At 37.7% G+C, this 13,978-nt stretch carries 11 protein-coding genes; 10 read left to right on the forward strand and 1 reads right to left on the reverse strand.

Annotated features, from left to right (window positions below; translation table 11 throughout):
* Positions 1-4: 4 nt before the first annotated feature.
* From ABJN95_RS07045 to ABJN95_RS07055, 3 genes are all read left to right on the forward strand, one after another.
* Entirely contained in the window at positions 5-388 is a 384-nt protein-coding gene (locus tag ABJN95_RS07045) for a TraR/DksA C4-type zinc finger protein (RefSeq protein WP_348369650.1), read from the forward strand.
* Positions 389-461: 73 nt separating this feature from the next.
* Entirely contained in the window at positions 462-1,076 is a 615-nt protein-coding gene (locus tag ABJN95_RS07050) for a hypothetical protein (protein ID WP_348369651.1), read from the forward strand.
* A gap of 33 nt (positions 1,077-1,109) precedes the next feature.
* Positions 1,110-1,784 (forward strand): lipoprotein signal peptidase, encoded by a 675-nt coding sequence (locus ABJN95_RS07055; RefSeq protein ID WP_348369652.1) that lies wholly within the window; start codon positions 1,110-1,112, stop codon positions 1,782-1,784.
* Here ABJN95_RS07055 and ABJN95_RS07060 read toward each other — a convergent pair.
* Positions 1,763-2,332: a 5-formyltetrahydrofolate cyclo-ligase gene (locus tag ABJN95_RS07060; protein ID WP_348369653.1), complete on the reverse strand. Its 570-nt coding sequence runs from the start codon at positions 2,330-2,332 to the stop codon at positions 1,763-1,765. The genes ABJN95_RS07055 and ABJN95_RS07060 overlap by 22 nt on opposite strands.
* Before the next feature lie 545 nt (positions 2,333-2,877).
* On the opposite strand from ABJN95_RS07060, the gene uvrC reads away from it, so the two are divergent.
* From uvrC to pgi, 7 genes are all read left to right on the forward strand, one after another.
* Positions 2,878-4,671, forward strand: coding sequence for an excinuclease ABC subunit UvrC (uvrC, locus tag ABJN95_RS07065; RefSeq protein WP_348369654.1), 1,794 nt, complete (start codon positions 2,878-2,880; stop codon positions 4,669-4,671).
* A gap of 15 nt (positions 4,672-4,686) precedes the next feature.
* Positions 4,687-6,963: a patatin-like phospholipase family protein gene (locus ABJN95_RS07070; RefSeq protein WP_348369655.1), complete on the forward strand. Its 2,277-nt coding sequence runs from the start codon at positions 4,687-4,689 to the stop codon at positions 6,961-6,963.
* Between the two features lie 271 nt (positions 6,964-7,234).
* Positions 7,235-8,398 carry a 4-hydroxyphenylpyruvate dioxygenase gene (hppD, locus tag ABJN95_RS07075; RefSeq protein WP_348369656.1) on the forward strand — a complete coding sequence of 388 codons (1,164 nt, stop codon included), beginning with the start codon at positions 7,235-7,237 and terminating at the stop codon, positions 8,396-8,398.
* Positions 8,399-8,821: 423 nt separating this feature from the next.
* Complete coding sequence (locus ABJN95_RS07080; RefSeq protein WP_348369657.1) at positions 8,822-9,661, forward strand: DUF3108 domain-containing protein; 840 nt, start codon at positions 8,822-8,824, stop codon at positions 9,659-9,661.
* A gap of 121 nt (positions 9,662-9,782) precedes the next feature.
* Positions 9,783-10,757, forward strand: coding sequence for a tryptophan 2,3-dioxygenase family protein (locus ABJN95_RS07085; protein ID WP_348369658.1), 975 nt, complete (start codon positions 9,783-9,785; stop codon positions 10,755-10,757).
* Complete coding sequence (locus tag ABJN95_RS07090) at positions 10,754-12,052, forward strand: peptidoglycan DD-metalloendopeptidase family protein (protein ID WP_348369659.1); 1,299 nt, start codon at positions 10,754-10,756, stop codon at positions 12,050-12,052. Before ABJN95_RS07085 ends, ABJN95_RS07090 begins: the two co-directional genes overlap by 4 nt.
* Positions 12,053-12,207: 155 nt before the next feature.
* The gene (gene pgi / locus ABJN95_RS07095; RefSeq protein WP_348369660.1) at positions 12,208-13,845 is read left to right on the forward strand and encodes a glucose-6-phosphate isomerase; all 1,638 of its coding nucleotides are present in this window, start codon (positions 12,208-12,210) and stop codon (positions 13,843-13,845) included.
* Positions 13,846-13,978: the final 133 nt, after the last annotated feature.

A 13,978-nucleotide genomic window follows, 5' to 3' on the forward strand; every position in this document is an offset into this window, starting at 1 on the left:
AACAATGGCACAAGATTTAAAAGTTAGATACTCCGACAAGCATTTGGCCGAATTTAAGGAGCTCATAGAGGAAAAAATTGAAAAGGCGAAAAGCCACTTAGAGTTATTGAAAAGCTCGTATATGAATGATGGCAATAATGGCACCGATGATACATCACCAACATTCAAAGCGTTTGAAGAAGGTTCTCAAACCATGAGTAAGGAAGCGAATACGCAATTGGCGATTCGTCAAGAGAAATTTATTCGTGATTTGAAGAACGCTTTGTTACGAATTGAAAACAAAACCTACGGTATTTGTCGCGTAACCGGAAAGCTCATCAATAAAGAACGTTTAAAACTTGTTCCGCATGCGACCTTGAGCATCGAGGCGAAAAACATGCAGAAATAAAAACGTCGATATATTAGAATTTTGGCCTACAAGGTTATGCAAACCTTGTAGGTCTTTTTTGTTGTAACAGATTATGCGAAGTTTTTTATTGCTATTTCTTATTGTGAATTTTTTGACCGCCCAGAAGGTCGTTAAAAAATCAATTGTAGATAGCGCTATTGATTCATTTCAAATAGATGCTTCGAACAGTTTTGAAATAAGTATCGACACCCGCGATACCGATGCTGTAGTTGTAGAGGCAACCATTGATGGCGAATATAGCAAAGACCTTGTATTAAGTGTTAAGGAAGTTGGCTCCGCTGTTATGATAAATGCAGGTTTCCGACCCAATTTTGAAAACCCGAATGACAAATTAAGCGCTCATAAAGTGGTTTCTATCGCTTTGAGAATACAACTGCCAACGCATAAAAAAGTTCGACTATTCGGAACAAATTGCACTATTCAGGCAAGTGGCGCCTACGAAAAGTTAAAAGTAACTTTAAACGATGGTGCTAGCTATTTAAACAACGTTAAGGGCTTTGTGGAAGTTAATACCCAAAGTGGTGATATCATAGTGAAAAGCAATAAGGCTGAAATTCATGGCGTTAGTAAATATGGAAAAATTCTCGGAGATCAAATTCCGAACGGAAATACGAAGTATATACTTCATACCGTTACTGGTAACATACGCTTAAAGAGAATCGAATAATATGTCTATTTTTGTCCCTAGATAACGTAAGGAATGAATTTAAAGAAGTCGCTGTTGCTGATTGCGGTTATATTGATCATAGACCAGCTTAGTAAAATTTACATCAAAACCCATTTTGAATTAGGAGATTCAACAGAAGTCTTTAGTTGGTTCAAAATTCATTTTATAGAAAATTCAGGTGCTGCATGGGGAGCTAAGTTGAATGACTTTCTGCCCATTTCAGAATCGGCTGGGAAGTTGATTTTAACGGTATTCAGGTTATTCGCGGTTGCGGGTATCGGGTATTGGCTGTATGATACACTTCGAAAGAAATCTCCACAAACCTTAATTCTTGCGGTTTCTCTGATTTTTACTGGAGCCTTGGGAAATATCATTGACTCTGTATTCTACGGACTCATATTTGATCATAGCAACGGTCAAGTTGCTACCTTGTTTTCAGACCAACCCTATGGAGGTGTGTTCTATGGCAAGGTTGTAGATATGTTGTATTTTCCAATGATCGACAGTGTTTGGCCAGAGTGGGTGCCTTATTTCGGCGGAAAGGATTTTCGCTTTTTCGAGCCTGTTTTCAACATAGCCGATACTGCAATCAGTACTGGTGTTGGAATACTTCTTGTTTTTAATAAAAAAGCTTTCCCAAAGAACGAGGAAGAAGCTGAAATAGAAGAAGTAGATACGATGGTGAATCAATCTCCTGAGAACGAATAAGTTTTTTCTGGGGTAATGCAGAAGTCTAGCGAAATATCCTTTTCATTTACATCTGTAATTTCATCTTCGGCCGCAAACAATGACAACCCCACTTTTATGATATCCGCTCTGCATTCCAATAGAAAGCTATCGTAAAATCCTTTGCCGTATCCCACACGGTTACCATTTTTGTCAAATGCCAATAAGGGTACAAAAACCACATCGATTTTATTGATAGGTATCTCAATACCGTCCGCGGGTTCAGGCACACCCCAAGAATTTGTTTTCAACCTTGTATTATCAGTTAATAAAATATGCTGGAGACTGCGTCCGTGCACTATTTTAGGAAGTACAATATGTTTGTCTTTGCCTTGTAAAATGGAAAGGATAAAGGAAGTGTCTACCTCATTTTTAGAAGTAATAGGCAAAAAAATGTGATAATAGTCAAAATCCCAAATAGACAAGGATAGTAATCTATTGGCAATAGACAAACTTGAATTTAAAAGCGATGGCGTAGAAACTTCTTTACGTAATGCGGTATAGTGTAATCGTAAATCTTTTTTTAACATCAAGATTCGTTAAAACATTACGATATACATTGATCTCTGAAGCTAATCTTTGATAGCAACAGCATAATAGACTTTACAAAATAGCATTAATATTAAGTAGGTTCCAATGGTGATAAGGTATTTTTCCATGTGTTGGTTGATTTTGATGGTTAAATATATACAAAAAAAACCTATTAAGTGTATCTTTTATTCGATGAACTGCACGTTTTTTGTTAAAATTTAATGTCTAGTTAACCTGAAATGAACGTATATGCGAGCTATGTTAGATTTAAGTATATGAAAAACAGAAAGTTATATGTTCACTTCGTAAATTCGAAAAAATGATGTCTTTCTAAGAGTTTTAACACTTTACAATAGATTTGAAGTTGAAGACACGGTATATGACTGGAAATATCTAGTTTGTTCACCTTAAAAATAGGTGTTCAATCACTTAAAACAAATACAAATTCGACAACGTTAAATAAAATTAAAATCGAATGTGGTTTTGTAAAAACGTGGTAATTTAACATCATCTACCAAGCCAGTAAAAAAACCTTTTTGACAACATGCCCCAAGTATCTATTGAAATACAGTTGCAAACCTTGCCAACAGACCCAGGGGTATATCAGTTTTACGATGCAAATGGTAAAATATTGTATGTTGGAAAGGCAAAAAATTTAAAAAAAAGGGTTACCTCTTATTTCACTAAAAACCATGAATACGGAAAAACCCGTGTAATGGTCAAAAAGATTGTACGCATTGATCACATCGTGGTGCCAACAGAATCTGATGCCCTTTTACTTGAAAATAATTTGATCAAAAAATACCGTCCTAGGTACAATGTACTCTTAAAAGACGATAAATCATACCCTTGGATTTGTATAAAAAATGAACGCTTTCCGAGAATATTTCCAACGAGAAAGTTGATCAAAGACGGTTCAGAATATTTTGGGCCATACACCAGTATGAAAACGGTTCGAACTTTGCTAGATCTTATAAAAAGTGTCTATCCGTTAAGAACGTGCAATTATGACCTATCGGAAGAAAAAATAAAAGCAGGCAAATACAAAGTGTGTCTCGAATACCACCTGGGAAATTGTAAGGGTCCGTGTGAGGGGTTACAAACAGCTGAGGAGTATGACCGCCAAATTTTGGACATACGGGAGATTATAAAAGGAAATTTCAAATCTTCATTGCATTATTTCAAAGGGCAGATGAAAGCGCTGGCTGCAGAAATGAAATTCGAAGAAGCCCAACATATTAAAGATAAGATAGAGGTTCTAGAAAATTATCAAGTCAAGAGTACCATCGTAAACCCTAAAATAAATAATGTAGATGTCTTTTCGATTATTTCAGATGAGGCTTTTGCTTATGTAAACTTTTTGCAGCTTTCCCATGGTTCTATTATTAGATCGCATACTATGGAGATCAAAAAAAAGCTGGAAGAAAAAGATGAAGATTTATTACAACTGGCCATAGTGGAGATTCGCGACCGTTTCAAATCGGAATCGAATGAGGTTTACCTGCCTTTCAAAGTAACCGTTGAACCCCATTTGAAAGTTACGGTTCCACAGTTGGGTGATAAGCGGAAAATTGTAGAGCTATCTGAGCGAAACGCTAAATTTTTTAGACAAGAACGGTTCAAGCAAATAAGTATTATCGATCCTGATCGCCATACCAATCGTATTATGGCTCAAATGAAAAAAGACATCCGACTGTCAGAAGAACCACGTCATATTGAATGTTTTGACAATAGTAATATACAAGGAAGCAACCCTGTGGCAGCATGTGTTGTCTTTAAAGATGGAAAACCTTCTAAAAAGGAGTACCGGCATTACAATATTAAAACCGTAGCAGGTCCTGATGATTTCGCCTCAATGGAAGAAGTGGTTTTTAGACGTTATAAAAGGCTATTGGCAGAAGATGAACCTCTGCCCCAGTTGATTGTTATTGATGGGGGTAAGGGACAATTATCGTCAGCATTAAAAAGTTTGGATCTTTTAGGGTTACGAGGTAAGATTGCTATTATTGGAATCGCAAAGCGTCTTGAGGAAATATACTTTCCAGAAGACCCCATACCGTTATATTTAGACAAGAAGTCTGAAAGCTTGAAGATTATTCAGCAGCTTCGAAACGAAGCACATCGTTTTGGTATCACATTTCACCGAAATAAACGCAGTAAAGCGGCAATTAATTCGGAATTGGAACGTATTGATGGTGTTGGTGAGAAAACAGCTGCTGATCTTTTGAAAGCATTCAAATCTGTCAAACGAATTAAAGAGGCATCTATAGAAAACCTTGCTACAGCAGTCGGAATGGTAAAGGCAAAGAAAATTTATGAAACATTTCATCAAAAATAGCGTCGTATAAACAGCATGCAAAAAACTATCCTTTTTGTTGTTTCTCTGTTCCTCTCATTGCATTTATCTGCACAAGACGCCAATGAGACTGAAGATACCAAGGTAGGCCTTGTTTTGAGTGGAGGCGGAGCCAAGGGGCTGGCCCATATCGGGGCACTAAAGGTCATTGAAGAAGCTGGGGTTAAAATAGACTTTATTGGCGGTACGAGTATGGGGGCGATTGTTGGTGCGTTATATGCCTCGGGGTATTCAGCGAACGAATTAGATTCCATATTTAGAACTACTGATTTCAGTCGTCTTATTCAAGATAATCTTCCACGAAGCGCAAAGACCTTTTACGAAAAAGAAGACTCTGAAAGGTATGCCATTACGCTGCCGTTCAATAAATTCAAGATATCGGTTCCACCAGCATATTCTGGAGGTCAAAATATATATCATGAATTGGTCAGGTTGCTATACCACGTAAAAGACGTGCAAGATTTTACTCAATTACCTATTCCATTTGTGTGTATTGGCACCAATGTGGAAACCGGAGAAGAGGTAGTGCTGAACAAAGGGTATTTGCCCCAAGCTATAATGGCCAGTGGAACGCTTCCCTCCCTTTTTGAGCCAGCATCGGTAGATGGTAAAGTTTTGATCGATGGGGGCGTGGTTAACAATTATCCTATTTATAAAGTAAAGGATCTCGGGGCAGATGTAATTATTGGGGTAGATGTTCAGCATGGTCTTTCTAGCCGTGAGGAGTTGTTATCGGCAACTGAAATTCTCCTTCAGATAAATAATTTTCGATCCGCTGCTGCTATGGAAGAGAAATCAAGAAAAACAGATATTTACATCCGACCTAATATGGACGATTACACCGTCTTAGACTTTAACCAAGGTAATGCCATTGTAAGGATGGGAGAAGCTGCAGCGCGTAATGAGTATACTGCACTAAAGGAGCTTTCCATGAGTCAAAACAAGCAAAGTGCAGCTATAAAGACAATCGCTGCCAATGAATCTATTATTATTAATCGTTTGGTTTTGTCTGGTGACAATGCTAACTATTCAAGGGGGTATGTTAAGGGAAAACTTCGTTTCGAACTTGGCAAGGAAATCACCTTTAAAAAATTACAACAAGGAATAAGTAACCTCTCGGCAACTGGAAATTTTCAAACAATTCGATACCAGCTTTTGTCCAACGGACTTGGAGAAGACCTGGTGCTAAGATTAGACGAGAATCCTGGTAAAACCTTCTTGCGCTTAGGAGCGCACTACGATGATCTCTACAAAAGTGCCGCAATGATAAATCTAACCCGAAAGAATTTTTTGATGAAAGACGACGTTGCTTCATTTGATTTTATTCTCGGAGATAATGTACGCTATAATCTTCAGTACTATATTGACAAAGGCTCGTACTGGAGTTTCGGATTTAATTCACGTTTCAATGATTTTGAAAAGGAAGTAGATTTTGACATCATTCGAAGTAATTATGAAGTCCCCAATGTAGGCAATGTGAATACTATTAATATGGGAGTTCAAGATTTTACCAATCAAGCCTACGTTCAAACGGTATGGCAAGAAGAATTTGCTTTTACTACAGGCGTCGAACATAAGTTTCTTAAGTATAGTACGCGAACTCTGGCCGAGTTAGAAAATCAGAATGAAAATGTACTGGCACAGGCCAGAATAGACGGCAATGGTAGAACCTTATTTGAAAAAAGCAATTTCTATAGTGCTTTTGGGAAGCTTACCTTAGATACCTATGATGATAAATATTTCCCTACAAAGGGTTTCTTCTTTGACGGAGATTTTCATTTTTATATCCTATCATCTGATTTCAATGACAACTTTAAGGAATTTTCCGTAAGTAAGGCGCGAATAGGCGGAGCATTTTCAATTTTTGACAATCTATCAATCAATGTGGAGACGGAAGGTGGTTTTAAATTAGGCACTTCCAACGTTACGTCATTCGATTTTGTTCTTGGGGGATTTGGTACGAACCTCATCAATAATTTTATTCCCTTTTATGGGTATGATTTTCTATCGCTACCAGGCAATAGTTATGTTAAAGCATATGGTAGGGTAGACCTTGAAGTGGCACCAAAAAACCACCTGCTCTTTGCAGCTAATTTTGCTAATGTTGAGGATGACCTTTTTCGAACAGGAGAATGGTTTACCGAGCCCACCTTCTCAGGTTTTGCATTTGGGTACGGACTAGAATCATTCTTAGGCCCTATTCAGGTGATCTATTCATGGTCTCCGGAGGTAGATAAAGGGAACTTCTTTTTTAGTGTCGGATATTGGTTTTAGTTTTTAGGCTTTTCATTTCAGAGCTTGTCTTAGAATTAACAACAGGTTGATTTCTTTTTTCCGATATTTGTAGACCAATAGCCGTAGTGCAACATGATGCAATTTAGAATTGATATAACAGCCCACCTTAGGGCAATGTGGTAATTACTACAATTTCTTTTGTTTCCGCTTTTTCTGATAACGATTCAGTGCAGGCGCGGGAATATCTTTTACGATACCTACTATCTCAAGGTAAAATCAATGACTTTTCAATGCATTAAAATTAATTTTCATGGCAGCAGAAATAAAAAATCTAAAAGACTTAAAAAATACAGAGTACTCCCTAAAAAAGTTATTTAAGGAAGCGGAAGATTTTCTTCCACTACTTGGTACCGACTATGTCGAACTTTATGTGGGTAATGCCAAGCAATCGGCGCATTTTTATAAAACGGCCTTTGGTTTCCAATCGGAGGCCTATGCCGGATTGGAAACTGGTGTTAAGGATCGTGTCTCTTACGTTCTTAAACAAGATAAAATTAGATTGGTACTCACTACACCCTTGCAAAAGGGAGGGGAGATCAACCGACATATTGTCGAACATGGTGATGGTGTTAAGGTTGTTGCCCTATGGGTAGATGATGCAACTAAGGCTTTTGAGGAAACCACGAAACGCGGTGCAAAACCCTATATGCAGCCTACAAAAGAGGAAGATGAAAACGGCCATGTGGTGCGATCGGGAGTTTATACCTACGGCGAAACCGTTCATGTATTTGTGGAACGGAAGAACTACAATGGTATTTTTTTGCCAGGGTATCGAAAATGGGAATCACACTACAATCCCGACTCAGTAGGACTTAAGTTCATTGACCATATGGTGGGCAATGTCGGATGGGGTGAAATGAACGAATGGTGTAAGTTCTATGGTGAGGTTATGGGCTTTGCCCAAATCGTATCATTTGTTGATGATGATATTGCCACCGAGTACACCGCCCTGATGAGCAAGGTGATGAGTAATGGTAATGGGAGGGTGAAATTTCCCATCAATGAACCCGCTGAAGGCAAAAAGAAGTCTCAGATAGAAGAGTATCTAGATTTCTATAATGGCCCAGGTGTTCAGCATATGGCCTTGGCAACAGATGATATTGTGGCTACCGTATCTGCAATGCGCGATAGGGGCGTAGAATTTTTATACGTTCCCGATGAGTATTACGACGATTTATTAGAGCGTGTGGGCGAAATCGACGAAGATGTAGCGGTACTCAAAAAACACGGAATTCTTATTGATCGAGACGAAGAAGGGTACTTGTTACAACTATTTACAAAGACTATTGTTGATCGTCCAACTTTGTTTATTGAAATTATACAACGCAAAGGTGCTCAATCGTTTGGCGTAGGAAATTTTAAGGCGCTTTTTGAAGCGATAGAAAGGGAACAAGAAGCCCGTGGAACCCTTTAAACAGGCCTTTTTCTTAATGATTTCCTAATTTTTCAATGAGATTAACAATTAAGTGTTAAGAGATAAGTTAAAGTAAGTTAAAACCCATTCCAAGCTGCGGGTTATGTATTAAATTTGTATCAGTAAGGGGTGGTTCCCTTACAACTTTAAGTATTGGTTTTTCATAATTTAAAGTTTGGTTGGTTATTTAGGAAAAGCCCAGTTTTTAAACTGGGCTTTTTTTGTAAATAATGAATTTTGTAGTTGGCATAACAATTGTATTACAATACTTGATATAGGGTATTTAGCTTCTTAATTGTTAACCAAAGGATACCATATGATACGAATAGCAATACAATACTTTGGAATAAATTTTGTTTAAGTTATAGTAAACAATAAATGTTCTAGTATTCGTTCACTATTTTTACAATAACCCTTCAAGCTATGAAGAAATTTTTACTATTGATTTTTTTGTCTTTCGGGCTCTTAATAAATGCCCAAGAATCTAGTGATTTAGCGATAAATACAGGGTTCAAAAAATCGACGCACAAACGAAAAGACAAAAAGGAATCTGCCTTTAAGCCTGGAGAATGGCTGAAATTCAGAATGCACTATGGCTTCTTAAATGCAAGCTATGCAACACTTCAAGTAAAATCTGATAAAATAGACGGAATTCCTGTTTACCATGTTGTCGGACATGGCGAAACCTCAGGCTTTGCAAGTATCTTTTTTAAGGTTGATGATACCTATGAAAGTTATTTTGACAAAGAAGATGGCAAACCTTATAAATTTATTAGAAATATATACGAAGGAGGCTATACAAAAGATATTGAGATAAACTTTGACCACAAAGAACAAAAGGCCGTTTTAAACGACAAAAAAAACAAGAAAAAACAAGACATAAAGCTACAAGATAGCGTTCAAGACCTTATTTCTGCCTTTTACTATTTGCGAAATAATTATGACGCCGACAGCCTTGAGGTCGGTAAATCAATCAAAATGAAGATGCTCTATGACGATGATGGAATATTTAATTTTAAATTAAAATATTTAGGAGCGGAAATTCTTAAGACCAAATACGGTAAAGTAAAATGTCATAAGTTCAGACCCTATGTTCAATCAGGTAGAGTTTTCAAGGAACAGGAAAGTCTATCGCTTTGGGTTTCGGCAGACGACAATAAAATTCCTATTCGCATTAGTGCAGATTTAGCTGTTGGTGCTATCAAAGCCGATCTAGACGGCTATAATGGACTTAAGCACCAGTTCAAGATTATCATGGATTAAACTTAACCACATAGGTTTAATACTGTTTCAGTTCTTCTTTAAAAAATCTTTATGTAGCTTTGGCAACGTAAAGAAGTTACCGCTCTTTAGCATCGAGAGTTACAGCTGAAACTACATGAAAATGAAGAATAAGGAGCAGATTGAGTCTCAAATTTCTAAACTTCAGGAGAAATATAAAGATTCAGGCCAAGACTTAAGCTCTTACCTAGATGGGTTGCTATATCAGCGCTATCTCACTTATTGGGATTATATCCATCTAGATACACTTTTGAGTTTGCAGGTTCCTAGAACCTATTTTCCCGATGAGGAAATCTTCATCATGTACCATCAAATTACCGAATTGTATTTTAAATTGATTTTGCATGAGCAAAAACAATTGGTGGATGACAAATCACAAAATGTCGATTTTTTTATCGAAAAGACACGTCGTATTAATAGCTATTTTCAAGCACTAATTTCTTCCTTTAGCATTATGATTAAAGGAATGGAACGTGAGCAGTTTCTGCAATATCGAATGGCATTGCTTCCTGCCAGTGGTTTTCAATCAGCCCAATATCGAATGATAGAGCTATATGCGACTGCCATGGAAAACTTAGTACACCCTTCAGAGCGCGACCAATTTTCATCTGAAGATAGTTTGGAAGAACTTTATGAACATATTTATTGGAAAAGGGGTGCTACAGATGTTTCCACTGGAGAAAAAACGCTCACCCTAAAGCAATTTGAATACCGTTATACACCCCGGTTCATTCGAATTGCCAAAGAGGTAAAAAACAATACAATTTGGGATAAATTCTTGCAACTACCAGATGATAAAAAAGACAATAAAAAGCTGGTTCAGTCGTTAAAAACATTGGATTTGAATGCGAATGTAAACTGGCCTTTGATGCACTTTGGTTCTGCCCATCGTTATCTTGCAAAAGACAAGAAAGACATCAATGCAACAGGGGGCACCAACTGGAAAGCATATTTGCCGCCAAGTTTTCAAAAAGTTGTGTTTTTTCCAAACCTATATACCAAAGAAGAGTTAAATGATTGGGGAAAAGAATGGGTTGATCATATCTTTAATCCTGATAAAGTAGCAAAATTAAAATGAAAAAGTTCTGGGGCATCCTTTTTATAACTATCCTGCTGTTTTCTTGTAAAGAAGAGAAGGTGGTTCAAACTGAAGAAACTAAAGAAGAGGTAGCTGTTGTACCTTCTATAGTCAAACCTATTACAAAATTTGGCTTCAATCTAGATGATTTTACTGTAAAACAAGATACCGTAAGAAACGGTGATAGTTTCGGCGAATTAATGCTAGAGCATAAAGTCGATTATCCGAAAATCGCTCGACTATCATTAGAGTTCAGAGACACCTTTGATGTTCGCAGAATACGGGTGGGTAAACCCTACACCATCCTTACTTCAAAAGACACTACCGAAGCTGCGCAGATCTTCATCTACGAAAATGATAGAATTAATTATACGGTTGTAGATTTTAGAGATAGCGTTTCTGCCTACACCGATAAAAAAGAAGTTAAATATGTCGAGCGTGAAGCCTCAGGAGTTATAGCGCAAGGGTCATCAATATCTCAAGTGATTCAAGAACAAGGCATCGATTATAGTGTGACGCATAATCTATCAGATGTATACGCTTGGACTATTGATTTCTTCAAGTTAGAGGCCGGAGACAAATTTAAGGTCATATACAAAGAAAAGTACATCAATGATTCAATATATGCTGGTGCTGAGCCTATAGAAGCAGCCTATTTTGAGCATCGTGGAAAACCTATTTACGCTTTTGCTTATGAAAATGATTCGCTTAAAAGTATTGTTGATTACTTCGACGAGGAGGCCAACAATTTGAGAAGGACTTTTTTAAGAGCACCTTTAAAATTCGGACGAATATCTTCGGTCTATAATTTAAAAAGGAGAATTCGCTATTACGGCAACCGCGTGAGACCTCACAGAGGAACTGACTACGCAGCTCCAAGAGGAACGCCAATATTGGCCACAGCAGATGGCACAGTTACCGAATCAACACGACGAGGAGGAAATGGGAAATATGTAAAAATTCGCCATAACGGAAAGTACAGCACCCAGTATTTACACATGAGCAAACAGAATGTAAAAAGAGGAGATTACGTTCGTCAAGGTGATGTCATAGGATGGATCGGTATGACGGGCAATACCAGTGGGCCACATGTGTGTTATCGTTTCTGGAGAAATGGCAGACAGGTTGACCCGCGAAAAGAAGAACTTCCGAAAGCAGAGCCTTTGGCCGAAGCCTTACAACCCGATTACTTTGCCTATATCGAGCCGATTAAAGACCAGCTCGATTGCATGCTTTATCCTGAAAAACCAATTGAAGAGGATGAAGCGGAAGATCTGGTCACCTTAAATCAGTAAAACGTCGATTTTATTTTCACCATACTTGTTTCTCTAAAGGGTAAAGTAAGTATAGGTTTTCAATTCCGAAGTTTCGGTATTATAAGTTATTTTTGCGTCTTCAAACTTCATTACTTGGCGAAGTAATAGAAGCTGTAAATTTAAAAGACCTATTCATGTCATTACCCAACTTCAATCCGACAACTACCCTAGCATGGCAAAAGCTAAGGGATCATTATAATGAAACGAAAGAAAATCATTTGAAACGCCTTTTTAGCGATGAAGCGAATAGGGCAGCTAGTTTTTCTATCAAATGGAATGATTTTCTAGTTGATTTCTCTAAAAATAGAATTAGTGAAGAAACCATGCGTTTGCTTTTGCAATTAGCTGAAGAGGTGAACCTTAAAGATGCTATTGGCAAGTACTTTGGTGCTGATGCTATAAATCAGACCGAGGATCGAGCAGTACTCCATACGGCGCTGCGGGCTAAGGCGCGAGATACCATTCTGGTGGATGGTAAAAACGTGGTTGCTGAGGTATATAAAGTAAAACAACACATTAAAGAATTTACAGATTCAATAATTTCTGGGCAAACTAAAGGATATACAGGAAAATCTTTTACCGATGTAGTTAACATCGGAATTGGGGGTTCAGATTTGGGCCCGGCAATGGTTACAGAAGCTTTAAAATTTTATAAGAACCATCTTAGAATACATTTTGTAAGCAATGTTGACGGAGACCATGTGCAGGAGGTGTTGAAGGAGTTGAACCCTGAAACCACTTTGTTCGTTGTAGTTTCAAAAACATTTACCACTCAAGAGACCTTGAGTAACGCCACTACCATAAAAGAGTGGTTCTTGAAAAGTGGCACGCAAAAAGACGTTGCGAAACACTTTGCCGCCGTGTCTACAAATGTCGAAAAAATAGCAGAATTTGGAATTTCTAAAGACAATGTCTTCCCAATGTGGGATTGGGTTGGCGGTCGATTTTCACTTTGGAGCGCGGTAGGGCTTTCGATTGCTTTGGCCGTAGGGTTCGAAAATTTCGATGCCTTGTTGAATGGTGCCAATGAAATGGACGAGCATTTTAAGCATGAAAATTTCGAAAACAATATTCCAATTGTTTTAGCCCTATTGAGTATATGGTATAATAATTTTTATGGTGCGGAGACCGAAGCCATAATTCCATATACACAATACTTAAGTAGATTTTCAGCCTACCTCCAACAAGGCATTATGGAAAGTAATGGCAAAAGCGTTGATAGAGATGGAAATCGAGTAAACTATCAAACAGGCACAATTATTTGGGGAGAACCAGGTACAAACTCACAACATGCATTCTTTCAACTACTTCATCAAGGCACAAAGTTGATTCCTGCAGATTTTATCGGGTTTAAAAAATCGCTCTATGGCAATGCAGACCATCATAACAAGTTGATGGCCAACTTTTTTGCTCAGACCGAGGCGCTAATGAACGGTAAGTCAGAAAATGAGGTAAAAGTAGAGTTGGAAGCAAAGGGTATGTCTGACGATGAAATTCAAAAACTACTTCCTTTCAAGGTATTTGAAGGCAACAACCCTACCAATACCATTCTAATTGATAAACTGACTCCTAGTAGTTTAGGTGCTTTAATAGCACTTTACGAGCATAAAATTTTCGTTCAAGGTGTGCTCTGGAATATCTTTAGCTTTGACCAATGGGGGGTTGAATTGGGCAAACAATTGGCCGGCACCACCTTGAAAGATATAGAAAACCCAGAAATCAGCAAACACGACGGCTCTACAAGACAACTTTTACAATCTTTTAAGGGTTAATTTGAGATTCTACTAATTCTTAATAAAGTCTAATAACTTCGTTTATTTTATCACTTTGAATGCCAAATTTGTGTTAAATTTGCATGCTGCAAAGTTAACATTGTCTTAATGCGCGAGAAGCAAAAAAGGGGCA

It is taken from the genome of Maribacter sp., assembly GCF_039974175.1.
In the GTDB taxonomy this organism is placed as follows: Bacteria; Bacteroidota; Bacteroidia; order Flavobacteriales; family Flavobacteriaceae; genus Maribacter_C.

Bases quoted from the DNA above. Each gene is read 5' to 3' on its own strand.
- ABJN95_RS07045 (WP_348369650.1), top strand. From the start codon at position 5: ATGGCACAAGATTTAAAAGTTAGATACTCCGACAAGCATTTGGCCGAA.
- ABJN95_RS07050 (WP_348369651.1), top strand. From the start codon at position 462: ATGCGAAGTTTTTTATTGCTATTTCTTATTGTGAATTTTTTGACCGCC.
- ABJN95_RS07055 (WP_348369652.1), top strand. From the start codon at position 1,110: ATGAATTTAAAGAAGTCGCTGTTGCTGATTGCGGTTATATTGATCATA.
- ABJN95_RS07060 (WP_348369653.1), bottom strand. From the start codon at position 2,332: ATGTTAAAAAAAGATTTACGATTACACTATACCGCATTACGTAAAGAA.
- uvrC (WP_348369654.1), top strand. From the start codon at position 2,878: ATGCCCCAAGTATCTATTGAAATACAGTTGCAAACCTTGCCAACAGAC.
- ABJN95_RS07070 (WP_348369655.1), top strand. From the start codon at position 4,687: ATGCAAAAAACTATCCTTTTTGTTGTTTCTCTGTTCCTCTCATTGCAT.
- hppD (WP_348369656.1), top strand. From the start codon at position 7,235: ATGGCAGCAGAAATAAAAAATCTAAAAGACTTAAAAAATACAGAGTAC.
- ABJN95_RS07080 (WP_348369657.1), top strand. From the start codon at position 8,822: ATGAAGAAATTTTTACTATTGATTTTTTTGTCTTTCGGGCTCTTAATA.
- ABJN95_RS07085 (WP_348369658.1), top strand. From the start codon at position 9,783: ATGAAGAATAAGGAGCAGATTGAGTCTCAAATTTCTAAACTTCAGGAG.
- ABJN95_RS07090 (WP_348369659.1), top strand. From the start codon at position 10,754: ATGAAAAAGTTCTGGGGCATCCTTTTTATAACTATCCTGCTGTTTTCT.
- pgi (WP_348369660.1), top strand. From the start codon at position 12,208: ATGTCATTACCCAACTTCAATCCGACAACTACCCTAGCATGGCAAAAG.